This is a genomic window from Curtobacterium flaccumfaciens UCD-AKU, assembly GCF_000349565.1.
Lineage (GTDB): Bacteria > Actinomycetota > Actinomycetes > Actinomycetales > Microbacteriaceae > Curtobacterium > Curtobacterium poinsettiae.
The window spans coordinates 356,754-381,329 of sequence record NZ_KB714628.1 but is presented as its reverse complement, the minus strand read 5'-3'; the positions used below and the strand labels follow the sequence as shown (position 1 = coordinate 381,329).

Annotated in this window: 28 protein-coding genes; 10 read left to right on the top strand and 18 right to left on the bottom strand. The window is 68.9% G+C overall.

The window, feature by feature from the left end; genetic code table 11:
* Window positions 1-48: 48 nt before the first annotated feature.
* The gene (locus H489_RS31730) at window positions 49-1,449 is read left to right on the top strand and encodes a hypothetical protein (protein WP_017887857.1); all 1,401 of its coding nucleotides are present in this window, start codon (window positions 49-51) and stop codon (window positions 1,447-1,449) included.
* 29 nt (window positions 1,450-1,478) lie between these two features.
* On the opposite strand, the gene H489_RS31725 is transcribed toward H489_RS31730, so the two are convergent.
* On the bottom strand, window positions 1,479-1,835 hold the full coding sequence (locus H489_RS31725; protein ID WP_017887856.1) for a hypothetical protein: 357 nt from the start codon (window positions 1,833-1,835) through the stop codon (window positions 1,479-1,481).
* Between the two features lie 86 nt (window positions 1,836-1,921).
* On the opposite strand from H489_RS31725, the gene H489_RS0119565 reads away from it, so the two are divergent.
* Complete coding sequence (locus H489_RS0119565; RefSeq protein WP_017887855.1) at window positions 1,922-2,257, top strand: DUF4190 domain-containing protein; 336 nt, start codon at window positions 1,922-1,924, stop codon at window positions 2,255-2,257.
* A gap of 83 nt (window positions 2,258-2,340) precedes the next feature.
* Here the strand turns inward: H489_RS0119565 and H489_RS31720 are convergent, their stop codons facing one another.
* From H489_RS31720 to H489_RS31705, 4 genes are all read right to left on the bottom strand, one after another.
* Entirely contained in the window at window positions 2,341-2,910 is a 570-nt protein-coding gene (locus tag H489_RS31720; RefSeq protein WP_017887854.1) for a manganese efflux pump MntP family protein, read from the bottom strand.
* A 230-nt stretch (window positions 2,911-3,140) separates the two neighbouring features.
* On the bottom strand, window positions 3,141-3,998 hold the full coding sequence (locus H489_RS31715; protein WP_017887853.1) for a LamG domain-containing protein: 858 nt from the start codon (window positions 3,996-3,998) through the stop codon (window positions 3,141-3,143).
* Window positions 3,995-4,879, bottom strand: coding sequence for a S26 family signal peptidase (locus H489_RS36980; protein ID WP_017887852.1), 885 nt, complete (start codon window positions 4,877-4,879; stop codon window positions 3,995-3,997). Before H489_RS36980 ends, H489_RS31715 begins: the two co-directional genes overlap by 4 nt.
* Before the next feature lie 113 nt (window positions 4,880-4,992).
* Window positions 4,993-5,646 carry a hypothetical protein gene (locus H489_RS31705; RefSeq protein WP_017887851.1) on the bottom strand — a complete coding sequence of 218 codons (654 nt, stop codon included), beginning with the start codon at window positions 5,644-5,646 and terminating at the stop codon, window positions 4,993-4,995.
* Window positions 5,647-5,820: 174 nt separating this feature from the next.
* On the opposite strand from H489_RS31705, the gene H489_RS36975 reads away from it, so the two are divergent.
* Window positions 5,821-6,267, top strand: a complete 447-nt coding sequence (locus H489_RS36975) for a MarR family winged helix-turn-helix transcriptional regulator (RefSeq protein ID WP_139179589.1) — start codon at window positions 5,821-5,823, stop codon at window positions 6,265-6,267.
* A gap of 23 nt (window positions 6,268-6,290) precedes the next feature.
* On the opposite strand, the gene H489_RS31700 is transcribed toward H489_RS36975, so the two are convergent.
* Genes H489_RS31700 through H489_RS31685 form a run of 4 tightly spaced genes read right to left on the bottom strand, consistent with a single transcriptional unit; the run spans window position 6,291 to window position 8,806 of the window.
* The gene (locus H489_RS31700; RefSeq protein WP_017887849.1) at window positions 6,291-7,259 is read right to left on the bottom strand and encodes an NAD-dependent epimerase/dehydratase family protein; all 969 of its coding nucleotides are present in this window, start codon (window positions 7,257-7,259) and stop codon (window positions 6,291-6,293) included.
* Window positions 7,259-7,819, bottom strand: a complete 561-nt coding sequence (locus H489_RS31695) for an MOSC domain-containing protein (RefSeq protein WP_017887848.1) — start codon at window positions 7,817-7,819, stop codon at window positions 7,259-7,261. Before H489_RS31695 ends, H489_RS31700 begins: the two co-directional genes overlap by 1 nt.
* 48 nt (window positions 7,820-7,867) lie before the next feature.
* The gene (locus tag H489_RS31690) at window positions 7,868-8,287 is read right to left on the bottom strand and encodes a MauE/DoxX family redox-associated membrane protein (protein WP_017887847.1); all 420 of its coding nucleotides are present in this window, start codon (window positions 8,285-8,287) and stop codon (window positions 7,868-7,870) included.
* Between the two features lie 54 nt (window positions 8,288-8,341).
* Window positions 8,342-8,806, bottom strand: coding sequence for a hypothetical protein (locus tag H489_RS31685; RefSeq protein ID WP_152427299.1), 465 nt, complete (start codon window positions 8,804-8,806; stop codon window positions 8,342-8,344).
* 283 nt (window positions 8,807-9,089) lie between these two features.
* Here H489_RS31685 and H489_RS31680 point away from each other — a divergent pair, with 283 nt between their 5' ends.
* On the top strand, window positions 9,090-9,524 hold the full coding sequence (locus H489_RS31680; protein WP_139179587.1) for a hypothetical protein: 435 nt from the start codon (window positions 9,090-9,092) through the stop codon (window positions 9,522-9,524).
* A 78-nt stretch (window positions 9,525-9,602) separates the two neighbouring features.
* Here the strand turns inward: H489_RS31680 and H489_RS31675 are convergent, their stop codons facing one another.
* Window positions 9,603-10,025: a hypothetical protein gene (locus H489_RS31675; protein ID WP_017887843.1), complete on the bottom strand. Its 423-nt coding sequence runs from the start codon at window positions 10,023-10,025 to the stop codon at window positions 9,603-9,605.
* A gap of 324 nt (window positions 10,026-10,349) precedes the next feature.
* Between H489_RS31675 and H489_RS31670 the strand changes: the two genes are divergently transcribed.
* The 3 genes from H489_RS31670 to H489_RS38335 all read left to right on the top strand — a co-directional run bounded on the left by H489_RS31670 (window position 10,350) and on the right by H489_RS38335 (window position 11,821).
* Window positions 10,350-10,817 (top strand): tetratricopeptide repeat protein, encoded by a 468-nt coding sequence (locus tag H489_RS31670; protein WP_017887842.1) that lies wholly within the window; start codon window positions 10,350-10,352, stop codon window positions 10,815-10,817.
* 209 nt (window positions 10,818-11,026) lie between these two features.
* The gene (locus tag H489_RS31665) at window positions 11,027-11,428 is read left to right on the top strand and encodes a hypothetical protein (protein ID WP_017887841.1); all 402 of its coding nucleotides are present in this window, start codon (window positions 11,027-11,029) and stop codon (window positions 11,426-11,428) included.
* 225 nt (window positions 11,429-11,653) lie between these two features.
* Window positions 11,654-11,821, top strand: a complete 168-nt coding sequence (locus H489_RS38335; protein WP_017887840.1) for a hypothetical protein — start codon at window positions 11,654-11,656, stop codon at window positions 11,819-11,821.
* A 113-nt stretch (window positions 11,822-11,934) separates the two neighbouring features.
* Here the strand turns inward: H489_RS38335 and H489_RS31660 are convergent, their stop codons facing one another.
* Window positions 11,935-12,309, bottom strand: coding sequence for a DUF3021 family protein (locus tag H489_RS31660; protein ID WP_017887839.1), 375 nt, complete (start codon window positions 12,307-12,309; stop codon window positions 11,935-11,937).
* A 134-nt stretch (window positions 12,310-12,443) separates the two neighbouring features.
* A complete protein-coding gene (locus H489_RS31655) occupies window positions 12,444-13,013 on the bottom strand; it encodes a GNAT family N-acetyltransferase (protein ID WP_017887838.1) in 570 nt (189 codons plus the stop codon).
* Between the two features lie 68 nt (window positions 13,014-13,081).
* Here H489_RS31655 and H489_RS31650 point away from each other — a divergent pair, with 68 nt between their 5' ends.
* Window positions 13,082-13,567: a GNAT family N-acetyltransferase gene (locus H489_RS31650; RefSeq protein ID WP_017887837.1), complete on the top strand. Its 486-nt coding sequence runs from the start codon at window positions 13,082-13,084 to the stop codon at window positions 13,565-13,567.
* A 280-nt stretch (window positions 13,568-13,847) separates the two neighbouring features.
* On the opposite strand, the gene dnaB is transcribed toward H489_RS31650, so the two are convergent.
* The 6 genes from dnaB to H489_RS31620 all read right to left on the bottom strand — a co-directional run bounded on the left by dnaB (window position 13,848) and on the right by H489_RS31620 (window position 19,202).
* Window positions 13,848-15,212: a replicative DNA helicase gene (dnaB, locus tag H489_RS31645; RefSeq protein WP_031260130.1), complete on the bottom strand. Its 1,365-nt coding sequence runs from the start codon at window positions 15,210-15,212 to the stop codon at window positions 13,848-13,850.
* Between the two features lie 568 nt (window positions 15,213-15,780).
* A complete protein-coding gene (gene rplI, locus H489_RS31640) occupies window positions 15,781-16,233 on the bottom strand; it encodes a 50S ribosomal protein L9 (protein ID WP_017887835.1) in 453 nt (150 codons plus the stop codon).
* A gap of 14 nt (window positions 16,234-16,247) precedes the next feature.
* Window positions 16,248-16,505, bottom strand: coding sequence for a 30S ribosomal protein S18 (gene rpsR / locus H489_RS31635; RefSeq protein ID WP_017887834.1), 258 nt, complete (start codon window positions 16,503-16,505; stop codon window positions 16,248-16,250).
* A gap of 100 nt (window positions 16,506-16,605) precedes the next feature.
* Window positions 16,606-17,175 (bottom strand): single-stranded DNA-binding protein, encoded by a 570-nt coding sequence (locus tag H489_RS31630; protein WP_017887833.1) that lies wholly within the window; start codon window positions 17,173-17,175, stop codon window positions 16,606-16,608.
* A 3-nt stretch (window positions 17,176-17,178) separates the two neighbouring features.
* Window positions 17,179-17,568: a 30S ribosomal protein S6 gene (gene rpsF, locus H489_RS31625; RefSeq protein WP_017887832.1), complete on the bottom strand. Its 390-nt coding sequence runs from the start codon at window positions 17,566-17,568 to the stop codon at window positions 17,179-17,181.
* Window positions 17,569-17,744: 176 nt separating this feature from the next.
* Window positions 17,745-19,202 carry a CCA tRNA nucleotidyltransferase gene (locus H489_RS31620; protein WP_040419842.1) on the bottom strand — a complete coding sequence of 486 codons (1,458 nt, stop codon included), beginning with the start codon at window positions 19,200-19,202 and terminating at the stop codon, window positions 17,745-17,747.
* 127 nt (window positions 19,203-19,329) lie between these two features.
* Here H489_RS31620 and H489_RS38660 point away from each other — a divergent pair, with 127 nt between their 5' ends.
* Entirely contained in the window at window positions 19,330-23,463 is a 4,134-nt protein-coding gene (locus H489_RS38660) for a DUF6049 family protein (RefSeq protein ID WP_017887830.1), read from the top strand.
* 94 nt (window positions 23,464-23,557) lie between these two features.
* The gene (gene trxB / locus H489_RS31615) at window positions 23,558-24,556 is read left to right on the top strand and encodes a thioredoxin-disulfide reductase (protein ID WP_017887829.1); all 999 of its coding nucleotides are present in this window, start codon (window positions 23,558-23,560) and stop codon (window positions 24,554-24,556) included.
* Window positions 24,557-24,576 lie beyond the last annotated feature (20 nt).

Below are 24,576 nucleotides of genomic sequence, written 5' to 3'. Positions count from 1 at the left end.
TCCTGTCTGGTTCACGGGCTGGCCACAGGCCCGCGGTACGGTCGCTGCATGAGCAGCTTCCTCGAGCCCGTCGACGCCGTCGGCGTCGGTGACGCGACGATCGTGCCGGACGCCACGCGACCGGTCGCGGCGGTCGTCACGGGCGACGACGTGCGGTGGGTGACGTGGCCGGACGCCCCGTTGCCGGACGGTGCGGTCGACGAGGTCGGGGTCCTCGCGACCGACGGGGGCGCCTGGGTGGTCTACCTGTCGCGCGAGGACGCTGAAGGCGACCTCGACACAGAGTCGCGGACGGCCGTGCACGTCACGCCGGCCGGGGTGACGTGCGCGGTCGACCTCGGGGATCGACGCGTGCTCGGGGCGGACGTCGAGGGGCTGTGGATCGGCGACCCGCGTGACGCGTCGATGTGGATGGGTGAGGACGAGGACTCCGAGGATCCGGAGGACGACGAGGCGGTCGAGGACGACGACGGGGACTCGGACGACCCGCTCGACGGCGTCGACCCGGAGACCCTGCCGTGGGCGCCGTCCGAGCCGTTCTGGCCGTCGCCGGAGCAGTGGGCGGCGACGCTCGCTGCCGGCGAGGAGCCGGAGGACGACGACCCCGAGCTGCTGGACGACGATGACGACGATGGGCCCCGGTACTGGAGCGTCAGCTTCGGCGGCGTCGAGGGCGGCTTCGTCCCGCCGCCTGAACCGCAGGCGGAACCCGCTCCGCCCCTGCCGACCCCGCCGACTGAACTGGTGCTCGTCCGCAACGACGGCAGCCGGACGACGATCGCCGTCGACCACCTGGTCGAGGACGTCCGCCGCACGGGCTCGGTGCTCACCATCCGGTACGCACCGACCGGTCCGCGACGGGACCCCGACGCGTCCGTGTTCCGAAGCATCGTCTACGTGTCCCGGGAGGTCGACCTCGACGTGAGCGGCGGCCTCCCCGTCACCGTCACCACCGATGACCTGCCCTCCCGTGCCGCGAGCGACGAGGACGAGACGTCGTGGGAGGACGAACAGGAGCGTCTGGAAGCAGCCCTCGCGCCGTGGACGGAGCGGTTCGACCTGACCGACGTCGAGGGCGCGCACTGGCCGCTGCACGACCTGGACGCTGCCGCACGGGAGCGCGCGGTCGCGGACCTCGTGGCCGTGTTCGAAGCCCTCGACCAGCCCGGCATCCTGTGGACCCGCGACCACCCCGAGCCCCGCCGGTCGGCGAGCGACTACCGGGCGGTCGACGCCACCATCGAGGGGGAGTGGCCGGCGACCGAGCTCGTGGTGTCGTTCGAGCACCGCGCCGTGCCGTACCTGCGGCTCCGCCGGCGCTACCGGGTGTTCGACGACGCCGGGCACGTGGAGGACTGGACGTACGTCACGGTGCACCTGGAGGAGGAGATCGCCACCGGGCACATCGCCGACCGGTCGGACGCGGTGGACGGGGTGCTCGACATCTGACGGGTGTCGTGCTGCCGGTCAGTGCACCGTCAGACCTCGGCGACGGCCCGCAGCTCGAGTGCCACGGCGTTCAGGTCCGCGATCAACCCGTCCGCCCGGTCGGCGTCCTCCGGAGCAGGCGCCCCCGCATCACGCCCCTCGCTGCTCGGCCACGGTGCCCACACCGGGGCGGCGACCGTCAGCAGGTCGTCACGGGACCATCCGTGCTCGAGCAGCTCCCGCGCGTGGTCCACGCGAGCCCGCACCCGCGCGGCGGACGGATCGCCGTGACCGGTGAGGAACGCGACGAGGCGGTCGCCCCGGGCGACGTACCGCCGGAGCTGGTCACGTCGATCACGCTCGTCGTACCGGCCGCCGTGCAGCACGTGTCGGCGGAGCCATCCCATGTTCCGATGATCCCACCCCCCGATCAGCCCGCTGGTCCTGTACGTTTCCTGTGTCGACAATCCCTGACCAGAGAGGACGCGGCGCCATGAGTGACGGCACGCCCCAGTTCAACCAGCAGAACCCGAACCCCTACGCAGGCGGCGGACCACAGCCGTACGGTGCGCCCATGCAGCCGTCGTCCGACCGCTTCAACGTCATGGCGATCGTCGGGTTCGTCCTGGCCTTCGTGGTGAACATCGCCGGCCTGGTCGTGTCGATCATCGCCCTCTCGCAGATCAAGAAGACCGGGGAGCGCGGCCGCGGCCTGGCCCTCGCTGGCGTCATCATCAGCGCCCTGTCGGTCGTGTTCGGCATCCTGTGGATCATCCTCGTGATCACAGCCGTCGCGAACGCCCCGGCGGGCAGCACCACCGGCTACTGACGCGCACCAGCACCAGACCGGAGGCCCGTGGCAGCTCGCCACGGGCCTCCGGTGTGTCCGGGGTCGGTTCCGGAGACGCGGCCTCAGCCGATGACGCCGGTGTGCTCCAGCACGATGTTCAGGCCGATCAGGATCAGCACGACACCACCCGCGATCTCCGCCGGCTTGCCGAAGCGGGCACCGACTCGACGACCGACCAGGACCCCGACGAACGACAGCACCGCTGTGGTGATCCCGATGAGCAGCACCGCGCCGCCGATCGACACGGGCAGGAACGCCAGGGTGACCCCGACCGCCAGGGCGTCGATGCTGGTCGCGACCGCGAGCACGAGGAGCTCCCGGACCGGCAGCCGATCGGTGTCCTGCTCGGTGTCCTCGTGCTTCGAGAACGCCTCCCACAGCATCTTCCCGCCGATCAGCGCGAGCAGCCCGAACGCGACCCAGTGGTCGAAGGCCGCGATGTACTGCGCGAACGCGGACCCGAGCAGCCAGCCGATCAGGGGCATCACCGCCTGGAACACCCCGAACGTCAGCGCGATCACGATCGCGTGCCGCACGTCGAAGCGCTTCATGTGCAGGCCCTTGCCGAGGGCGACGGCGAAGGCGTCTGCGGAGACGCCGAGCGCGATGAGGAAGAGGGCCCAGAACGACATGGGAACGGCGCCTTTCGAGAGGGTCGGGCGGAGACGCCGACGTCTCAGGACCTGACGATCCTGGCACGGTCCGGGGCACGAAAAGGCCTGATCAGCGGGATTCGTCGCGCCGAATCTGGGGGTTGGTGGGCCCGGTCCGCCAACCCGGCCCACGTCGTCGACGTGCCCAGGGGACGGACTGGAGGCCCGTGGCGGCGCCGCGATGCGCCTCCAGGCCGGCAGTCAGTGCGTCAGGAACCTGCGGCCGCGTGCGCGGCGATCTGGCTGGCCGTCAGTTCGGTGCTGTAGACGGCGGCGTACCGTATGGACCCGGTGAAGTACGGGTTGCTCGTCGAACCCGGCCACCCGCTGACGACGTCGTAGCCGATGCGGAAGTACCCGGTGAAGTTCTCGGCGGTCGTGAAGGCCGCGTTCGACGCGACGAGTTTGCCGTCGACGGACAGGCGCATGCCGTTGGTCGGCGACATCGTCGTCACCACGTGGTGCCAGCTGCCGTCGGTGTACGACCTCGGCGACGTGAGCACCTGCGTGGCGCTGCCGGTGTAGGTACCGAAGGCGAGCTGCCCCGTGGTGGTCAGGTAGAGCTTCCGGTCGTGCTGGCTCGACGCGCCGGTCTGGCTGCTCCCGAAGCCGATGAGCATGCCGCCCGCGACGGTCGTGCGGAACCAGACCTCCTCGCTGAAGGTCGTCGGGTTCGCGACCGAGCGGGGGGTCGAGACGTAGCTGGTGGAACCGTTCAGCGCGTAGGCGCTACCGCTGTCACGTGGGCAGGCGTTCGGACTCGGCGTGGTCGCGGTCATGGTGCCCTGGTAGGTGCCGTTGGAGCCGCGACCCGACCAGTCGGTCGCGGTCTTCGACCCCGAGGCCTCGGTCAGGCGGTAGGCGAACAGCGCGTTCGCGGTGTCGGCGCCGACCGCACCCGTGCACGTGAAGTACGGCGCGGTCGCCGCGGTGTTCGTGCTGTTCGTCACACGTGCGCTGAAGGCCGAGCGGGTCGGCGCGAACTGGTTGAGCAGGACGACGACGGCCAGGGCGACCACGAGCAGGACGGCGACGACGCGGCCGTCGCGCAGGCGACCGAGGATCACGAGGGACGCACCGCCTCGACACGGCCGACCGCCAGGCAGGCCACGAGCGGCACCAGGCACACGGCGATCAGGGCGACCCAACCCAGGGGGTCGAGGTCGATGTTCGACATGAGCTGGTAGTTCCCGTGCTCCGTGAGCTCGTGGATGACGACGCGCCCGACCTCGCCGTCGACCAGGTGGACGCTGTTGCCGCCGTGGGCGTCGATGCGGACCGGGAAGATCCCGGACGAGACCACGGTCGCCTCGACCCCGTTCGGGCTCGACGTGTTCGTGATCGTCGTCACGTTGACGAACGGCTTGAACACGAAGGCCGCGTACGCGGCCGTGAGGGCGCCACCGGTGATCCGCAGGCAGGAACGGGTCACCCGGTCGGTGAACGCGCTGGTCAGGGTCAGGATGATCAGCGTGCCGATGAGCAGGACCGAGGCGGCCCGGAACAGCCACCCGAGGTGCGGGACCAGGAGCGCCGGGGTGCCGATGACGTCCGCCTGGGTGAGCGTCCACGGGTCGATCGCGCCGTTGACGTCACCACGGGTGTGGAGCCCACCGTCCGCGTCGATCGACACGATGCGGTGCGTGTAGACGACGTCCGGGTTGGCGGAGGTCTCGAACGAGACGATCTCGCCGACCCGCAGGGTGGAGGCGTCCACCGGCAGGTCGAGCACGAGGGTGCCGACCGGGGCGGCCTCGCCCATCGAGGGGGTCTCGACGACGAACCAGCGGCCGCCGGCGGAGAGGAACAGGACGGCGGCGGTGAGCAGGAGTGCAGCGATCGCGGCGACCGACCACGCCAGGACGGTCTCGGAGCGGGTGACCGGACGGCCGCGCAGGACCGAGCGGTCGAGCATGCCGCTGAGCGGCATCGCTGCGGTCTGGCTCATGGGTGCTGCTCCGAGGGTTCAGGGAATGGCGACGCTCGACCGGAGGGGGTCGGCCGAGCGTCGCCGGTCTGGGGGAGTGGTGATGCGGACCGGACAGGCCGGATCGGGCCGGATCAGGCCGTGAACGTCCAGGTCATCGGGACCGAGGCGGCGAGGCCCTGGTAGGTGTTGCCGGCCGAGGAGTCGAGGGTCACCGCGAAGTTGAACGGGACGCTCGCGCCGGCGGCCGGGGCTTGCGGCATCGTGATGGCCGACGCGGCCGCACCCTTGAAGCTGGCGAGGGTGCCGCTGAACACGGTGGTCGAGCCAGAGGTGACGACGAGGTTCATCTTGGCGCACAGGTCGGTCGCGGTGCCGTTGGCCGAACCGTTTGCCGACTGGGTGCACGTGGCGCCCGGGTTCAGCGTGAAGGTGCTGGCGTTCGCGGTGCCGGTGTTCTTGATCGAGATCGCGGTGTTGACCGTGTTGCCCGGGGTCATCGTCGTGCTGCCGCCGAACTTGTTGATCGTCGAGCAGGTCGCCGAGTTCGTCGAGACCGAGCCGCCGTCGGTGCTGAGGCAGGTGACGGTCGCGCCGGCGTTCTGCTCCTGCATGATCAGCGTGCCGCTGGCGGCGGTGTTGCTGCTGTTCGTGATGCTCGCGGCGAATCCTGACAGGGTGCCGGTGAGCGAGAGGGAGAGCAGGACGGCGGCGAAGATGCCTGCGAGGAGGGCCACGGGGGCGAAGCGGATCCGCTTCAGTGCGGAGGTGCGGAGCTTGGTGGACACGGGGTACCTCTTCGTTCGGTGATGCTCAGTGGTCGGGGGGGAGCAAGACATTCGGGCTGTTTTGCTTCAATGGTTAAGATAGTCAGTGATTGAGCATGTGTGCGACTCGTATACTTACCCCAGTGCGGGGGACGGCCCTTGTCCCCCCATCACCCGACCCGGAGGAAGACCGTCGTGACAGCAGCACGAAGCGGTGACAGCGCAGCCGAGCTCATGACCGCGTTCACCGCTGTGGTGCGCGCGAACGCGAGCCTGGTGAGTCAGCTGAGTGCTCGCGCGGGCGTGCACGAGAACGCGCTCCGGGCCATGGTGCTCATCAGCGACACCGGGTACTCCACGCCGACCGAGGTCGCCGGGTACCTGGGGCTGACCTCCGGTGCGGTGACGAACATGATCGACCGGATGAGCGCCGCCGGGCTCCTCGAGCGCGCACCGAACCCGGCCGATCGCCGAGGATCACTGCTGCGGCTGCTGCCCCCGGGCCATGTCGTCGTGTCGGACTACCAGGAGCGGTACGCGGCGATGCTCCGGGCCGTCGACGGGGCGCACAAGGGTGAACTGCACGAGGTGCTCAACGACCTGGCGACGAGTCTGTACGAGCAGGCTGCCGCTGCGTCCTGACCTTCCTGGTGGGGACCGAGGGTCTACCTGGCGAGGACCGCCCGTTCCTCGGTCGAGGTGAGGCCAGCACGGCGTTCCCGATCCGTCCCGCGGGCACGCTCGTCCTCGAGCACCCGCACGACGGTGTCCCGGAGGGGTCTGGTCACCCCGCCGGCGTCGGTGAACGCCACTGCGGAGCGCTGCGCGAACCCCGCGTCCGACACCGGGATCCACAGGGGGAGTGATCGGGGGCCCGCCCAGTAGGCCACGTCGTGTGCAAGCAGGACGTCGTCCTCCACCGCGACGAGTTCGTCGTCGAACCCGGTGACCTCGGCCACGCACCGCAGGAAGTCGTGCATCGACACCGGTGCCCCGACGGCGTTGACCGTGCCGACGGACCCGTCGCGCCCCGCCCGGACGAGCCAGGAGGCGAGGTCCGCGACGTCGATCACCTGCACGAAGCGCTCCGCCGTCGTCGGCACCAGCACGGGCCCGCCGCGATCGAGGCGTGCCGGCCAGTAGCCGAACCGGTCGCTGGGGTCACCCGGGCCGACGATCAACCCCGGGCGTGCGATGAGCAGCCGCGACCCGAGCCTGAGCCGCGTGGTGCGCTCGGCGAGGACCTTCGCGTCGGCGTAGGCGGACGGGTCCTCCGGCTCCACCAGCCGGGCGGACTCATCGGCGCCCGGTTCGTCGTTCTGCGCGTAGACGGAGACCGTGGACACCAGCGTCCAGTGGGCGGCCCGGTCGGCGAGGGCGTCGAGCGCCGGTGCGACGAACTCGGGGGCGTGAGCGAGCTCGATGACCTCGTCCCAGGTGCCGGTGGCCGGTTCGTAGGCGCCGGGCAGGGACCGATCCGCCTGCACGAAGCGCGCTCCCTCGGGAACGCTGCCGGTGGTGCCCCGGGCGAGGCACGTGACGTCGGCACCCTCGATCAACAGCTCGTCGACGATCGTCCGTCCGAGCCAGCCGGTTCCACCGAGCACCAGGACGCGTCGCGAGGGCTGGGGCATCAGACCGGCTCGAGTGCTCGTCGCTCGCCGGTGGGCAGCTCCACCCGGATGCGATCGCCCGGTCGGACCGTGCCACCGGTGAGCACGACGCTCATCACACCACCCTTGCGCTCGACGGTGCCGTCCTCGGCTCGTCCGAGCACCGCGCGGAGCAGCCCCGGTTCGAAGCCGTTGATCTGCTGGCAGGGGTTCCGCAGGCCGGTGACCCGGACCGAGGCGTCGCCGCCGAGGTGCAGCACCGTGCCCTCCGGCAGCCCGAGCAGGTCGATGCCGCTCGTCGTGACGTTCTCGCCCATCTGGCCCGGCTCGACGCTGAACCCGGCCTCGGCGACCTCGTCGAACAGCTCGGCGTGGAGCAGGTGGACCTGTCGCAGGTTCGGCTGCGACGGGTCACGCGCGACCCGGGAGCGGTGCTGCACGGTCGTACCGGCGTGAGCATCCCCCTCGATGCCCCACCCGGCGACCAGGGTCACCGCGTCGACCAACGGTTTGCTGAACCGGTGCTCGCCGTCCTTGCTGACCGCGACCACGCGCGGCTGGTCCTCGTCGTCCCCGCTCATGGGGCCGATTCTGCACCCATCGTCCGCGCGGCGCGAGTGCGGCGTTGTTCAGCGGCGCTTGCGCAGGGCGTTCGTGGACCAGAGCGAGATCGCGATGAGCACGGGCTGGAACAGCAGGCGGACGAAGCGCTTGGTGTCAGTGTCCAGACCGAAGCCGTCGCGGTGGTGCATCCACTGCGCGATGTTGCCCGGGAAGACCGCCAGGAAGAACACCGCGACGACCCACCCCACGGTCACCTGTCGCCGCGCCAGGAGCATCAGCGCAGCGCCGAGCGAGATCTCCACCACGCCGGACGCGATCACCGTGACGTCCGTCGGCAGCGGCACGAACTTCGGCACCTGCGCCTGGAACTCCTCGCGCGCCACGGTCAGGTGGCTGATGCCAGCCCACGTGAGCATCGCGCCGAACAGGATGCGGACGATGGTCCGGGGGAGCGTTGAGCGGACTGCGGGGGTGCGGGTTGCCATCGGAGTGGTGCCTTTCACGATCGGGGTGGGGTTCGGTGGAGTGGGAGGACGAGGTCAGCGGCTGCGGAGGACTCGGCGTCGGCGTGCGGCCTCGAACGTGATCGCGGCAGCGGCGGCACCGAGCGTGAGGATCCGGGCGACCGGACGGCCGCGGGTCGAGGTGAGGAGTCGAAGCCCACCGGCGAACGTGAGTGCCGCGGCAGCACCGGTCGTGGTCGTCACCGACTGGTCTTCGAGGTCGATCGCGAGCCGGGTCCCGCCCAGGGCGGTCGCCGCGATGGCGGCGCCGGTGCCGACCAGGTCGCGCCCGGGCGCACGGCGAACCGCTGCGGCAGCGACTCCGAGCCCGGACAGGACCTGCAGCGCCGGGATGCCGAGTGCGTGCGGGACGCCCGGCTCGAAGCCCCGGCGCTGCATCTGCTGGGCTCGGGCGCGCAGCGGAGTGCGGCGAACCATGACGATGCCGTGCCCGGCGAGCAGGACGCCGGTGACGAGATCGATCGAGCTGGTCAGTTTCACGATGTGCTCCATTAGGTTGTGCACAACCTAACACGTCGAGGTGTCCAGTGGGCCAGAGGCGAGAGCCCTACCGTCGGCGACGACGCCGCAGGACGATCACGACGAAGACCACGAGCACCGCGACGACCACTGCCGATGCGAGCCACGCCGCCGACAGCAGGTCGGTGGATGCGCTCATCGTGTCGTTGCATTCCGGAACTGACTCGACACACGACGCTGTTGCTTCGACGAGACCCATGAGCGCAGTGAACCCGAGAAGCCGGGCGAGGACAAGACTGAGGTGGTGATCCCTCAGTTCCTGACCGTACCCGCGATCCTCGCAGTGGCTGCAGTCGCACTCGTCGGCTGTGCCCAGCACGATCGGGACGACGACTTCCTGACGCTCTCTGCGGGGGAAGCCACCTTGTCGCCCTGCACCACCGCAGCGCCGGTCTCGGTCGAGCAGCTGGACACGACGCGCCTGCCGACTTGTGACCCGCTGGGTCAGGTGCTGGTCTTCCCCGACGGTGAGCAGCTGCAGCTTCCGGAGCAGCAAGGTGGCGGCGGCGCATCCTCGGGCTCGAGTTCCGACACCCGGTACTCGTGGCAGAGCGTCGGCAACTGGGGTCTCGTCGCAGCGCGCTCCTCCGCCGACTGCTCGGAGATCGACGAGTGGGGCAACCCCGAAGCACTCCGGCGCGTGCACGAAGCCTTCGGGACCGATTGGGCGTGCCGCTGACACGGCGAGCGACGAGCCAGTTGCCCGTCTCGTGAGCGATCAGGCTCAGGAGCGGAGCGACGGCCCGGCTCGCAGCGGCTACGGAGCGTCGGAAGGGCGCGGGTTGAGCGGAGTTCCCAACTTCGGGGGCTTCCCTGGCACGCAGTGCCCGTAGACGAGAAGGCTGGCGAAGTCCGTGCCGGACTGGAATTCGACACCGAACCCATCGGCAGAAGTGCCGCCGTTGTAACCGTTCGGGTAGGCGATCACGGTTCGTGCGGGCTTGAGCGTGTCATCGTGCTCGACAGGGGCACCGTCCAACCCGACCGACGTCTTCAACGCTGCAGCAACTCGCCCGGTCACGACGGCTGGAGTGGCAAGCAGCGGGTGCTTGCGGATGGCTGTGAGCGTGAATTGCGCTCCGTCTTCGCCATTGGACGAACAGTCGTTCCACTCGAACTCGGTTCCCTCGTCCCAGCCCCCCTCACCCACGACGGACTTCACCGCCTGGAAGATGTCCATGACGTTGTCGTGTGACTGTTCTGGGGTCAACGAAGAGTCCATGCTCGCCGGAGTATGCGGACCGTGATCGGCGCACGCAGTCATCAGAAGCGCAGCGGACGAGATCAACACACCCACCAGAGTCAAGCGCCTACGGTGTCGGATCACCCGTTGGTCCCGTCTGCCAGTCGAACATGAGCCAATTCTCCTCGGTCTGCTGCCGCATCCAAGACCGTCTTCGTACCGAAGGAGCTGTCCCGGTCGCCGCCACCCGGCGCATCACCACGATGTGTCCGGTCGCGAACAGTCCGGCCGGCAGCCACGACAGGCACCTACCCTCGTTGCATGGTGAGCGACGTCGACGGTGGACCCGGTTGGATCATCAGAGCTGCCGACCTCCGCCCCGCCGTCACCGACCTGGACGCCTTCCGAGCCGGCCTCGCTGGGGATCCACTTGCCGAGACGATCGAACTGCTGTGGACCGGGAACGCCCGCGCTGCTCTTCACGGCCTCGAATCGCTCCAGCAGACGCCCCGAGTGCGGGCGCTTGCTGCCGATTGCCGTCGCGATCTCGGGGACACCGCTCTTGCTGTGGGGGAGTACGACGTCCTTGTCGCAGAGAGCTTGGGCACGGCACGCGAGGCCGTGATGCGGCAACACCGGGGGAAAGCCCTCCTCGCGAACGGCGAAATAAGACGCGCGATCGAGGACTTCCAGCAAGCCGTCGAACTCCGACGAACAGCAGACCCGGTGCTCCTCGCCTCAGCAGAGCAGGGTTTGGCGGTCGCACGCAGTCGCGTGGACATCGGATGATCGCCGGCCGAACCGGTGTCGTGAGACCTCCGATCTCGGCGCCGTCAGCGCTCCGCGCGGTACCCGCACTCGCGTTCGCCCTATCGACGAGCCCGAGCGCGGGCTGACTGGTTCCGGTCGCCGCTCCTTCGGGGAGGCGCTCGGACAGGTCTGTCACCAGATCGTGAGATTCGAGCGCTTCAAGGGTTCTTGCCCCCGGCCCCTGCCGCTTGGCTGCCCAAGATGCCGAAGCGCTGCGCCTGTTCGACACTCACATCCAGGTACGGTTCGAAGGCCAGCCGAAGCTCGTCGACGGCACCACAGCGCAGCGTCAGAAGGACGCTGCAGACGCGGCTGCGGCTCATCGCGGACAGGCGACGACGACGCTCTCCTCGCTCCCGACAGACGTCTACAAGGTCTGGGTCGTCAAGGTCAACACTCTGTACGGGTGGGAGTTCGGAGGCCACTGGAAGTTCGCGAACTACTTCGCTGGGCAGACCGATCCGGGAGACGTCGCGACCCTGGAGTTCGACATCAACAAGTGCGCGAAGCTGCAACACCTCGACATGGCGACGGACGACACCAGTGGCAAGTCGACCAAGCTCGGGTCGTTGCGGCGTTGGCGTGGCTGAACGCGGACAGTTGCCCGAAGAACCACAACGAAGCGCGCGGCATTCTCCTACCATGCTGTCGAGAACGGGGCAGTCGGCAACGTCTCGGCGTCATGGGGCAACTTCTCTGTGAGCACCTCCGGCTCCACCCTGGAGCTGCAGAAGTCGACACAGCCGTTCGACTTCGTCTACTGATCCCACCGGAACGGCTCGGCCGTCGTCTTCATCCGACCGAAGGAGCGGTACATGCAACCAGCTTTCGCGATCCTGGCATTGCTCGTGGGCGCGAGCATCATGGCCCTCACGCTGATCGCGTTGTCAACGCCGCTTCCGATCGCGCTTCTCGGCCCGGTCCTCGCTGCCGTGGGGCTCAGTTCTCTGGCGCGGCGAGCGCGCGATCGGCCCGACGACTGACAGGCCCGAGCGCCCACGCACACGTGGTGTGTTGCGTCCGGTAGCCGATCCCGGTCCGGACGACGCCGCGCGATGACGAGTCGAACGTATGCCGAGCCGCCAGTCAGAGAGGGCTACTGCACGCGCGCGGCCTGGCGGCGCTCGACAAAGCGCATGATGAGGAACAGCGACGACCAGAGGACCAAGCCCACGAGCGCGAACACCGCGACGACGAGGAGCACGCCGCCGACCGTGTCCACCGGGAACCAGCCGCTGAGCAGCAGCGCGGGGAGGACGGTGACGAGCATCATGGTGAGGTGCGTGAGCGACTGCCGCATGAGGGACCAACGGTCCACCTGGTAGATGACGGACGACGCGGACACAGCTGCAATGATTACGCCGACCGTGAAGGTGCTGCGACCGTCCTCGGCCTGTCCGTCGTGGAGGAGGAAAGCACCGATCGCGGACATGAGCACCAGCGGGATCGCTGCCAGGAGGACGGCGCGCAAAGCGATTCGCCTACGTGGTTGTTGCATGGTGCCCCCTGGTTTGCGCCCAGTCGACCACACATCAGAGTCCGCTCGTACAGCCCATTCAAAGGACGACCTGTCGACCGGCCGGCTGGTGTCCGATAGCGGATCGGCTATCGGACGGTCCGAGCGGCGGTCCACTCGCGATCGAGCATGGCGTACTGGTAGCCGTCGACCCAGCCCAAGTCAGCGTGCCAGGAGTCCTCGACGCCGTGCTGCTCACGTCGCATGCCGTTCTTCTCGAGTACGCGGGCGGAGGCTATGTTGTCAGCGTTACAGCTCGCGGTGACGCGTCTGAGCCGGAGCACGTCGAACGCCGCGGTCAGGAGACCGCGTGCCAGGTCTGTTCCCAGTCCCTGTCCGGCGAGGTCGGGTTGCAGCATGTAACCGATGACGCCTTGCGTCGCCAGCGGCATCCCCGGCTGTCCCAGGCCGTCTACGACGTCGAGGAAGCCCAGCCCGGCGAGCTGGCCGTCCAGCTCCGCGATGCAGGAGAAGTCGGTGTCGCTGTCGGGAATGCTGGCCCACTCTTGGGCGTAGGCGTCCGGATTGACATGAGTGCGGAGCATGAACCGGTTGACGACCGGGTTGTTCCGCAGGGCGACGAGCTGGTCTGCGTCCTCGGGCCGAGGATCGCGGAGGAGGAGAGCCCCGCTCTGAGCGGGCCACGGAGAAGTGCGCACCCCGTCATCCTCTCAAGAGTCAGGTTCGGTGACTGATCACCAAACGGACGCGATGGGATGATCGGCAGATGATTCTTCGAAGTGCTCGTCTATCGCTGGAGCCGATCTCTCCCGACCTCGCTCGGCGAATCATCGAGCGGGAGGAGCTGCCTGGGGACGACTGGCACCGTGAGTATCCCTTGGACGATGAGCTCAACCCGCTGAAATCCCTCGCGGCTGCAGAACCGACGAACACACCGTTCACGATGTACCTGCTCCGGCGAACTGAGGATGGGAGAGCAGTCGGAGGCTTCGGCTTCTTCGGTCCGCCAGATACGACGGACCAGGTGGAGTTCGGTTACGGTCTCGTCCCGTCGGCACGAGGGGTAGGTCTTGCAACCGAAGCGGTTCGGTTGGCGCTCGAGAGTGCGTCGTCGTGGGGGGCTCGCTTCGCCGTCGCCGACACCGACCTCGAGAACATCGAGTCGCAACGGGTCCTAATCAAGAACGGGTTCCTTGAGATCGACCGTGACGAGTCGCTTGTCTACTACAGGCGCAGCCTTGCGCCTCAATAGCCGATCGGCTGCCGGACTCAGCTGCTCGCACCGAACGCGGAGTCAGTTCCCGCGACCGAAGTCGCTGCATCGCTGAGATCCCCATCCTCGCGCTGGCTGCCGCGAGACTCCGTCTCACATAGGTGGTCCGCGGTCCCTCGCAGTGAAGGTGCGTCATACGGACGCTTCGCGCGAGTTGACAGGCCTAGGGCTCGCGCGGATGACCAGGGTGACCCCGCCCGCGCTGAACGGCGACAAGTTGTGCGCGAAGGAGACAAATTGTGTGCGCGACGACAGGCGCCTACTGCGGCATGTCGACGAACCGCGAGAACATCCCGTGGAACGCCACGGTGATGGTGTCCGTCGGCCCGTTACGGTGCTTCGCCACGATCAGGTCCGCCTCACCCTGACGTGGGTTGTCCTTCTCGTACGCCGACTCACGGTGCAGCAGGATGACCATGTCGGCGTCCTGCTCGATGGAGCCGGACTCACGCAGGTCGGAGATCGCGGGCTTCTTGTCGGCACGCTGCTCGGGCCCACGGTTCAGCTGCGACAGGGCGATGACGGGCACCTGGAGCTCCTTGGCCATCAGCTTCAGGGCACGCGAGAACTCGGAGACCTCTTGCTGGCGGCTCTCGACCTTCTTGCCGGACGTCATCAGCTGCAGGTAGTCGATGACCACGAGCTTCAGGTTGTGCTGCTGCTTGAGTCGACGGCACTTGGCGCGGATCTCGACGAGCGTCATGTTGGGGGAGTCGTCGATGAAGAACGGGGCGTCGTTGATGCGACCGCGGGTCTGCGCGATGGTGGTCCAGTCGCGGGAGTCCACGGTGCCCTTGCGCATGTTCTGCAGCGGCACGCTGGTCTCGGCGGAGAGCAGACGCATGGCGATCTCGGCGCGGCCCATCTCGAGCGAGAAGAACGCGGCGGTCTGGTCGTGCTTGATCGCGGCGGCGCGGCACAGGTCGAGCGCGAGCGTCGACTTGCCCAGCGCAGGGCGGGCGGCGACGATGATGAGCTGTCCGGGGTGGAAGCCGTTGGTCAGGCCGTCGAGCTGCGCGAACCCGGTCGGCACGCCGGTCATCTGGCCGTCGCGGCCCTTGGCGGCCTCGATCTCGTCGAGGGCGGCGGAGATGGCGTCGGTCAGCGGGACGTAGTCCTCGGTCTGCACACCACCGGCGACGTTGTAGACCTCGGCCTGGGCGCTGTTGACGAGGTCGGTGACCTCACCTTCCGACGCGTAGCCCATCTGGACGATGCGGGTGCCGGCGTCGACCAGGCGACGGAGCACGGCCTTCTCGGCGACGATGCCGGCGTAGTAGCCGGCGTTCGCGGCGGTCGGCACCATGCTCGTGACGCTGTGCAGGTACTCGGCGCCGCCGGCGCGGGACAGCAGGCCGGTCTTGGTCAGCTCGTCGGTGACGGCGATGACGTCGGTGGGTTCACCGTGCGAGTAGAGCGACAGGATCGCGTCGAAGATGACCTCGTGCTTGGGGACGTAGAAGTCCACGCCGCGTGCGGTCTCGATGACGTCGGCGACGGCGTCCTTCGACAGGAGCATGCCGCCGATGGTCGACTGCTCCGCGAGCATGTCGTGCGGCGGGGTGCGTTCCATGCCGCGCTCCGCGTAGTCCTGCGGTGCGGGCTCAAGATGTGCGATCGACACACGCTCTCCTCTGTTGACGACACGGACCGGAACCGGCGGGACAGCACCCACCGGCCGGAACCCGCACCCCTGTTTCTACCCCCGGCGACCGACATCCCCGAGTCGCTGGCCCAACGTACGGCCCGAGAGTTATCCCCAACAAACGGCCCTGTGGATAACTCTGGGGAGAGGCTGCGGAACACGCCGGACCGCTGTGTGGACAACTGTGGAAGAGCCTGTGGAAAAATGCCCGTACGAACACACTTTCGACCGCTTGACCTGGGCTTTTGTGTTGCACACGGTGTGTGGAAAAGTGGGGTTCAACTACCCGTTGAAGGTTCCGATTTGACACGTTTCCACTGTGTAAAACGACTTGACAAGCACCCCTCCTGTGGGAAGAGTTCTCGGCCCGCTCCCAGCCAGCCTGACCCCGCATGCAACGTAACCTGCCAGCCGAGTCGACCCGCGCCTCCAGGCCGGTGACCGTCTCGGCGACAGCCGTACGACAAGCCGCGCGACCGCCCCTGGAACGCAACGACGGGCGGGCCTCCCGGAGGAGACCCGCCCGTCGTGGAGCGGAACGTCAGTGCTACTTGGCAGCGACGACCTGGAGCGAGATCACGGCAGTGATGTCCTCGCGCAGGCGCACGGTGGCCTCGTGGTCACCGACGGTCTTGATGGTCGCGGGGACCTCGACCTTGCGCTTGTCGAGCGAGCCGACGCCCTGCGCCTGGACGGCGTCAGCGACGTCGCCCGGACGGACGGAGCCGAACAGACGACCGTCCTTGCCGGCCTTGACCGACAGGGTGATGGTCGCGTTCTCGAGCTTCATCTTGAGGTCCTGTGCCTCTTCGATGGTGGCGAGCTCGCGCGCGGTACGCGCGGCACGGATCGACTCGACCTGCTTCTCGCCGCCCTTGGACCACGCGACAGCGAAGCCCTGGGGGATGAGGTAGTTGCGGGCGTAGCCGTTCTTGACGTCGACGACGTCACCAGCGGAACCGAGGCCGGAGACCTCGTGGGTGAGGATGAGCTTCGACATGTGTCGACCTCCGATCAGCGGCCGGAGCCGGCGTAGGGGAGGAGCGCCATCTCACGGGCGTTCTTCACGGCACGGGCGATGAGGCGCTGCTCCTGGACGGAGACGCCGGTGATGCGACGGGCGCGGATCTTTCCACGCTCCGAGATGAACTTGCGAAGGGTCGCAACGTCCTTGTAGTCGATGACGCCGACCTTGATCGACTTCGCGGGAGCAGCGTTCTTGCCGCCCTTGCCGCGAGGCTTCCGGCGGTCGCCGGTGCTCTTTCCAGCCATAGTGATTTGTCCTTAGAAGAAAAGTTGTGTGTCCGTCGGAACCGGGAGGATCAGTCCGGAACTCGCAGTTGCCGCTGTCAGGCGGCGCTGCGTGCTCCGATCAGAACGGGGTCTCGTCGTCGAAGTTGCCGCCGGGGGTGCTCCACACGTCGTTCGACTGTGCGTTGCCGCCACCCTGCTGGCCGCCCTGGGGAGACCAGGGCGCGTCCGACTGAGCGCCACCGTTGTTGTTCCAGTTGCCGCCGCCGTTGCCCGCGGGGGCGTTGCCGCCGCCGCCGACCTGGCCACGACCGCCGCCACTGCCACCCGCTGCGCGGGTGATCTGTGCGGTCGCGTAGCGGAGCGACGGGCCGATCTCGTCGACCTCGAGCTCGATGCTCGTGCGCTGCTGGCCCTCACGGTCCTGGTAGGAACGCTGACGCAGACGACCCTGCGCGATGACGCGCGAGCCCTTGGTCAGCGACCCCGCCACGTGCTCGGCGAACTCGCGCCACACACTCGCACGGAGGAACAGCGCGTCGCCGTCCTTCCACTCGTTCGCCTGACGGTCGAACGTGCGAGGGGTCGACGCGATGGTGAAGTTCGCCACGGCGAGCCCGTTCTGCGTGTAGCGCAGCTCGGGGTCCGCGGTGAGGTTGCCCACCACCGTGATGACGGTTTCGCCGGCCACGGGTTACTCGGCGCTCGCGGTCGCGGTTGCGGTCTGGGAGGCGTTGGCAGCCTTGCGGGCCGCACGCGCCTCGTCACGCTGCTTCTGGGCGGCGACCTGCGCGATGCCCTCTTCAGCGCGGAGGACCTTCGTGCGGAGCACGGCCTCGGAGAGACCGAGCTGACGGTCGAGCTCCTTGGCGGCCTCGGGCGACGACGTGAAGTCGACGACGGCGTAGATGCCCTCGGACTTCTTCGCGATCTCGTACGCGAGCCGGCGACGGCCCCAGACGTCCACGTTGTCGACGGTGCCACCCGCGTTGCGGATCACGGCCAGGAACTTGTCCAGGCTGGGAGCGACGGTGCGCTCATCGATCTCGGGGTCGAGGATCGCCATCAGTTCGTACTGGTGCATGCGGAACCCACCTCCTCTGGTCTCAGCGGCCCCGGGCGGTTCCCGGGGCAGGAGGGTTGATGCATGTGCCCCAGACCACGCAGGTGCGCGAGGGGCAACCTGGGTAGCCTACCGGACTGCCTGGAGGCGCGCCACCGGCCTGTGGAGAACGGTTCCGCCCGTCAGGCGGTCGCGTCTCAGGCGCCGGTGGCGCCGGTGCCGCCGGTCTCGCCCCGGGCGGCCCACCACGCGCGCAGGCGCTCCTCGGCGGTCTCCTCGCCGAGGGGTCCTTCGTCCATCCGGGCCTCGAGCAGGAACCGGTAGGCCTCGCCCACGGCACGCCCCGGCGGGATGTCGAGGATGCGCATGATGTCGTCGCCGGTCAGGTCCGGACGGATCGACTCGAGTTCCTCTTGTTCCGACAGCACCCGGATGCGTTCCTCCAGGTCGTCGTACGCGAACGCCAGCCGATCGGCCTTGCGGCGGTTGCGGGTGGTCACGTCCGAGCGGGTGAGCTCGTGCAGTCGCTCGAGCTGGTCCCCGGCGTCGCGGACGTAGCGGCGGACGGCCGAGTCGGTCCAGGCGCCCTCGGTGTACCCGAAGAAGCGCAGGTGCAGCTCGATCAGCCGGGACACCGCGGCGATGGTGTCGTTGTCGAAGCGGAGCGCACGGAGTCGCTTCTTCGCCATCTTCGAGCCGACCAGGTCGTGGTGGTGGAAGCTCACGGCGCCGCCGGGCTCGAGCTTGCGCGTCGCGGGCTTGCCGATGTCGTGCAGCAGCGCCGCGAGCCGGAGCACGGTGTCCGGGGGATCGCCGGCGTGCCGTTCGGCCTCGTACCCGATGGCCTGCTCGAGCACGGTGAGCGAGTGCTCGTAGACGTCCTTGTGGTGGTGGTGCTCGTCGACCTCGAGTCGCATCTCGGGCAGCTCCGGCAGGAACCGCTCAGCGAGGCCGGTGTCGACGAGCAGCCGGATGCCGGGGACGGGGTCGCTGGTGTTGAGGAGCTTGACGAGCTCGTCGCGCACGCGCTCGGCGGACACGATGTCGATCGACGCGACGAGCTCCTGCATCGCGGCACGCACGTCGTCGTCGACGGTGAACCCGAGCTGGGACGTGAACCGGGCCGCGCGCATCATCCGCAGGGGGTCGTCGCGGAACGAGACGACCGCGGTCTGTGGCGTCCGGAGCCGTGCGGCGAGCAGGTCCTCGACGCCGCCGTGCACGTCGACGAGTTCGCGGGCCGGCAGCCGCAGCGCCATGGCGTTCACCGTGAAGTCGCGACGGAGCAGGTCGTCCTCGATGGTGTCGCCGAACGCGACCTCGGGCTTGCGGGTCTCGCCGTCGTAGACGTCGCTGCGGTACGTGGTGATCTCGACCTGCTCGCCGGCGACCCGTGCGGCGATGGTGCCGAACTGGCGGCCGACGTCCCACGTGGCGCTCGCGATGGGTTCGACGATCCGCAGGATGTCGTCGGGCCGGGCGTCGGTCGTGAAGTCGAGGTCGGTCACCGGACGGCCGAGGAACGCGTCACGGACGGGCCCGCCGACCAGGGCGAGTTCGTGTCCGGCGTCGGCGAAGGCCCGAGCGAGGAGGTCGACGGGCTCGGTGGTGGCGAGTGCGTCGAGTCGTTCGACGGCCTGGGCAACGGACTGCATGACGGTGCTCATCCTCCCAGATCGAGGCCCCGAGTTCTCCACAAGCCGCGCGCGCACGGGTCCTGTTCATGGTCGCGCCTCATACACTCGTGCTCGGCCCGAACCGACCCCGTGGCCCGCTCCCCGTATGCAGATGCTCCGCACCACGCTCGCCGCAGCCGCGTCGACCCTCGTCGCGCTCGGCCTGGTCGTCGCGCCCGTCACCACCGACCACGCCTCGGCCGCCACGGTCTCCGCACCGAAGAGCCACGTCGCCGACCCGGCCGCCGCCGACGCGGGGAAGGCGACCATCTCGATCGCCCCCGCGAACCGGGGGATCGTCCAGCGCGACCAGGACCTCACCCTGTCGGTCACCGTCACGAACGACACCGATGCGGCCCTGCCGGCGGGCACCGCGGAGTTCGACATCTTCCGCTCGGTGAGCACCCGGGACGTCCTGGCGAGCTGGCTCAACGACACCACCACAACCGGTTACCTCGGCGCCCCGATGGACTCCGTGGACATCCCGGCGGTCCCGGCGCACCGTTCGGTCACGATCGACTCGGTCGACATCGTCTCCGGCAACGTGGCACTCGGCGGGTACTCGTCGTTCGGTGCCCGGCGCATCGCGGCGGAGTACACGGCGGGTGACGCCTTCGCCGTCGACCGGTCCGCGATCACCTGGTACCCGGACTTCGAGCAGGCTCCGGTCAGCGTGTCCGTCGCGATGCCCGTCACGGTGCCGAAGTCCACCGACGGCATCCTCACCGCCCCGGTGCTGGCCGCCGCGACCTCGGTGGACGGCACCCTCACGCAGCAGCTCGACGCGGCCGAAGACCACAACGTCGCCGTGGCCGTCGACCCCCGGATCATCGCCTCGATCCGGATCCTCGGCGAGAACGCCCCCTCGAGCGCGGTCAGCTGGCTCCAACGCCTGCAGGCCATGCGCAACGAGACCTTCGCGTTGCCCTACGCCGACGCGGACGTGACCGGGCTCCGGCAGGCCGGGTCCGACGGCATCCTGTCGCCGATCTCCCTCGACGAGTCCGTCAAGGCCGAGAACTTCCCCGGCGCCGAGACCCCGGCGCCGACGCCGAGCGCCACCCCGGGGCAGACCTCGTCACCGGCGCCCGCCCAGGCCCCGGACGACGCCACGACCGACCCGGGTACCGACCAGGCGCAGGAGACCCTGCCCACCACGGAGTCCCTGCTCGACTTCCCCTACTCGATGGACCCGATCGCCTGGCCGACCGACGGCACGGTGTCCTCCGACGACCTCCCCGCACTCCGGCGAGCCGGTACCAAGACCACCATCGTCTCGAGCGGCAACACCTCGGCCGGCGCGGACACCACGATCGCCGCGTCCGAGAAGATCGGCGGCGACCACGTGCTCGTCTCCGACCAGTCGATGTCGTCGATGCTCCGCCGCGCAGCGACCGCCCCCGACCGCCAGAGCTGGTCGTCGACGATGTCCGAGCTCACCGCGACCCTGGCCACCTCGGCCAGTGAAGGCTCGGCGACGGGCCCGATCCTGCTCACCCTGGGTCGCGAGTGGCCGTCCGACTCCACGCGGCTCAGCCAGGCGCTGGACGCGCTCGAGGGCACCCCGTGGGTCGCTCCCGCCGACCTCTCCACCGCCTCGGACGCCACACCCGGGTCACTGACGCTCGCCAGCGCGTCCACCGGCGAATCCCGCATCGACCAGCTCCAGAAGCTCGTGCGGGGGGAGCAGGGCCTCACCGCGTTCGCGACGATCCTCGGCGACCCGAACCAGCTGACGGCCCCGGCACGGCTCCGCCTGCTCGCCCTCGCCTCGAACGCCTGGCGCGATGACGACCAGGGTCTCGCAGCCGCGGTGGAGGCCCGAGCGGCCGCGTGGGCGAAGAGCACGACCGAGGTCGGCATCGTCGACTCGAGCAGTCTCACCCTGCTCGGCGACCGGTCGTCGCTGCCGGTGTCCATCCGGAACAGCTCCGACTACCCGGTCACGGTGCACCTGTCCGTGCAGCCGTCCAACTCGGCGCTCCGCGTCGTCCGCAACGACATCGTCGTCGAGATCCAGCCGGACTCCTCCACCCGTGCCACCGTCCCGGTGCAGTCGGTCGCGAACGGCACGGTCGAACTGACGATGTCGCTCTCGAGTCCGACCGGTGTCGCCGTCGCCCAGCCCGCCACGGTCGAGCTCAACGTGCAGGCGCAGTGGGAGACCGTCATCACCGCGGTCGCTGCGATCGCCCTGATCGGCATCTTCGGCTTCGGCATCTTCCGCAGCATCCGCAAGCGCATCCGGCGCCGCAACGGCGAACTCGACGACGAGGATGACGACGACCCGAACCGCCCCCTGGCGGTCCAGCCGACGGTCGGGGGCGCGCAGGCGACGACGACCCGGCCTGGAGGCACGGATCACCCCTCCGGAGCAGCCACCGCACCCAGCGTGGCCGCGTCCACGGCCGCTGCGGCCGCAGGAACGCCGGCCGCCACGTCGACCACGGCGCCGGCCGCGGCGGTGGACCACGGCCCCCTGCAGGACGCCATCGCGCGCGCCGGGGCCGAGCCGCGCCTCCCGTCCGACGGCGCACGCACCACCGTCGCGGACGACCGCGACGCCGAGGAGCCGACCATCAGCGCCAGCCAGCCCCAGCCCGACGTCGACGCCGAGCCGGTCGCCGAGCGCAGTCTCGGCCGGGCGAGCGCGATGCTCGCGGCGGGCACGATGGTGAGCCGGATCCTCGGCTTCGCGAAGACGTTCGTGCTCGCGTACGCGATCGGGCAGAACGCGAGCCCCTCGGCCAACGCCTTCGCGGTCGCGAACCAGCTGCCGAACAACATCTACGCGCTCATCGCCGGCGGTCTGCTGTCCGCCGTGCTCATCCCGCAGATCGTCCGCGCGATGAAGACCGGCACGGACGGCGGCCAGGCGTACGTCAACAAGATCGTGACGCTCGGTGGATCCGTGTTCGTCGTCATCGCGATCGTGGCGACGGTGTTCGCACCGTTGCTGGTCCGGTTCTACACGAGCTCATCGGTCGGCTCCGGGCCCGAGGCGACCGACCTCGCCGTCGCCTTCGCGTTCTGGTGCCTGCCGCAGATCCTCTTCTACGCGATGTACTCGCTGCTCGGCGAGGTCCTCAACGCGAAGCAGGTCTTCGGGCCGTTCACGTGGGCGCCGCTGCTCAACAACGTCATCGCCATCGGCGGCCTCGTCGTGTTCATCGCCCTGTACGGCACCAGCGGCAGCCAGCTCGACCAGTGGACGCCGGCGAAGATCGCACTCCTGGCCGGCAGCGCATCGCTCGGTGTCTTCGCCCAGGCCGCGTTCCTGCCGTTCTTCTGGAAGCGCGCCGGCCTGTCGTTCCGCCCCGACTTCCGGTGGCGCGGCGTGGGCCTCAAGTCCACGGGGACCGCTGCCGGCTGGCTCTTCGCGATGATCCTCGTCACCCAGATCGCCGGCATCGTGCAGTCGCAGGTCGCGTGGCTCGGACGGGACGACGGTCCGGGCAACGCCGTGCTCGGAAACGCCTGGCTGATCTTCATGCTCCCGCACTCGATCATCACGGTGTCCATCGCGACGGCCTACTTCACCCGGATGAGCCACGACGCCGAGCGCGGTGACCTCGACGCGGTCCGCCGCAACCTGTCGCTGTCCCTGCGCATCGTCGGGCTGTTCACCGTCTTCGCCTCGGTGGCACTGATCGTCGTCGCGGTCCCGTTCGGCCGCCTGTACGAGGGAACGTTCGAGAGCGCGCTGCAGGTCGGTGCCGTGCTCGTCGCCTACATGCCGGGTCTCGTCCTGTTCAGCATGCTGTTCGTCATCCAGCGCGTCTTCTGGGCGATGCACGACCACCGCACCCCGTTCCTCATGCAGTGCATCCAGTCGGTGCTCTTCGTCATCGGGGCCCTGGCGGTCTCGACGTTCCCGACCTCGGTCATCGGCATCGGTGTCGCCGCCTGCACCACGATCGCCGGATCGGCGCAGACGATCGTCGCGCTCGTGGTCGTCCGCAAGCGGCTGGGGCACATCGAGGGGCCGGTGATCACCCGGTCGCACGTCCAGTTCGTCATCGCGGCGCTGATCTCCGGCGTCGTCGGGCTCCTCGTCGTGAACTTCTTCGGTGCCTTCTCGGAGTCCGGGTTCGCGATGTCCGACCGCACCGGGGCCCTCATCACGATCGTCCTGACCGGCGCCGCGATGGTCGCCGTGTACTTCGGAGCCCTGGTCGTCGCGAAGAACGGCGAGATCGGCAACGCCGTCCGGATGCTCCGCAGCAAGCTCGGCCGCTGATCCCAGCCGGTCACCGCACGCTCACGGGTCGTGCGGAATGCCACGCCGGTACGATGGGTTGACCCGGTCAGACGCAACGGAAGGGCAATCAGGCATGCGCCAGCTCATCATCATCGGTTCCGGTCCGGCCGGGTTCACCGCCGGCATCTACGCAGCGCGCGCAGAGCTCAAGCCGCTCATCGTCGCCTCCAGTGTCGAGACGGGCGGTGAACTCACCAAGACGACCGAGGTCGAGAACTTCCCCGGCTTCCCCGAGGGGATCCAGGGCCCCGACCTCATGATCAAGATGCAGGAGCAGGCCGAGAAGTTCGGTGCCGAGGTCCTGTACGACGACGCCGTCTCCGTCGACCTGACCGGCAAGGTCAAGAAGGTCACCGTCGGCTCGGGCGAGACGTACGAGGCCCTCGCGGTCATCTACGCCACCGGCTCGGCGTACCGCCACCTCGGTCTCCCCGACGAAGAGCGCCTGTCCGGCCACGGTGTCTCGTGGTGCGCGACCTGCGACGGCTTCTTCTTCCGCCAGAAGAACATCGCTGTCGTCGGCGGTGGCGACTCCGCGATGGAAGAGGCGACGTTCCTCACCCGCTTCGCCGACAAGGTGACGGTCATCCACCGCAAGGACTCGCTGCGTGCGTCGAAGATCATGCAGGACCGCGCGATGAACGACCCGAAGATCGAGTTCGCGTGGAACAAGGCGGTCACCGGCATCACGGGTGACTCCGCGGTCGAGGGCGTCACCCTCACGGACACCGTGACGGGTGAGGAGTCCGAGCTCGCACTGGACGGCCTGTTCATCGCGATCGGCAACGACCCGCGCACGCACCTGATCCACGGCCAGATCGACATCGCGCCCGAGGGCACGATCGCTGTCCAGGGCCGCTCGTCGAAGACCAACCTGCCGGGTGTCTTCGCCGCCGGTGACGTCATCGACCCGACCTACCGCCAGGCCATCACGGCCGCCGGTTCGGGTACGGTCGCCGCGCTCGACGCCGAGAAGTACCTCGCCGAGCTCGACGACGAACTGACGAACGAGGCCGAGGGTGTCGGTCCGACCGAACCCGCCATGGTCGACGTCATCGCCTCCCGGGCCTGAGCAGTCTCGGAATACCACGA

Coding starts and splice junctions, on each gene's coding strand:
- H489_RS38335 (WP_017887840.1), top strand. CDS start 11,654: ATGCAACCAGCTTTCGCGATCCTGGCATTGCTCGTGGGCGCGAGCATC.
- H489_RS31700 (WP_017887849.1), bottom strand. CDS start 7,259: ATGCCCCAGCCCTCGCGACGCGTCCTGGTGCTCGGTGGAACCGGCTGG.
- H489_RS38660 (WP_017887830.1), top strand. CDS start 19,330: ATGCAGATGCTCCGCACCACGCTCGCCGCAGCCGCGTCGACCCTCGTC.
- trxB (WP_017887829.1), top strand. CDS start 23,558: ATGCGCCAGCTCATCATCATCGGTTCCGGTCCGGCCGGGTTCACCGCC.
- H489_RS31650 (WP_017887837.1), top strand. CDS start 13,082: ATGATTCTTCGAAGTGCTCGTCTATCGCTGGAGCCGATCTCTCCCGAC.
- H489_RS31695 (WP_017887848.1), bottom strand. CDS start 7,819: ATGAGCGGGGACGACGAGGACCAGCCGCGCGTGGTCGCGGTCAGCAAG.
- H489_RS31730 (WP_017887857.1), top strand. CDS start 49: ATGAGCAGCTTCCTCGAGCCCGTCGACGCCGTCGGCGTCGGTGACGCG.
- H489_RS31725 (WP_017887856.1), bottom strand. CDS start 1,835: ATGGGATGGCTCCGCCGACACGTGCTGCACGGCGGCCGGTACGACGAG.
- H489_RS31690 (WP_017887847.1), bottom strand. CDS start 8,287: ATGGCAACCCGCACCCCCGCAGTCCGCTCAACGCTCCCCCGGACCATC.
- H489_RS31670 (WP_017887842.1), top strand. CDS start 10,350: ATGGTGAGCGACGTCGACGGTGGACCCGGTTGGATCATCAGAGCTGCC.
- rplI (WP_017887835.1), bottom strand. CDS start 16,233: ATGTCGAAGCTCATCCTCACCCACGAGGTCTCCGGCCTCGGTTCCGCT.
- H489_RS31620 (WP_040419842.1), bottom strand. CDS start 19,202: ATGCAGTCCGTTGCCCAGGCCGTCGAACGACTCGACGCACTCGCCACC.
- H489_RS31720 (WP_017887854.1), bottom strand. CDS start 2,910: ATGTCGTTCTGGGCCCTCTTCCTCATCGCGCTCGGCGTCTCCGCAGAC.
- rpsR (WP_017887834.1), bottom strand. CDS start 16,505: ATGGCTGGAAAGAGCACCGGCGACCGCCGGAAGCCTCGCGGCAAGGGC.
- H489_RS31675 (WP_017887843.1), bottom strand. CDS start 10,025: ATGGACATCTTCCAGGCGGTGAAGTCCGTCGTGGGTGAGGGGGGCTGG.
- H489_RS36980 (WP_017887852.1), bottom strand. CDS start 4,879: ATGAGCCAGACCGCAGCGATGCCGCTCAGCGGCATGCTCGACCGCTCG.
- H489_RS0119565 (WP_017887855.1), top strand. CDS start 1,922: ATGAGTGACGGCACGCCCCAGTTCAACCAGCAGAACCCGAACCCCTAC.
- rpsF (WP_017887832.1), bottom strand. CDS start 17,568: ATGCACCAGTACGAACTGATGGCGATCCTCGACCCCGAGATCGATGAG.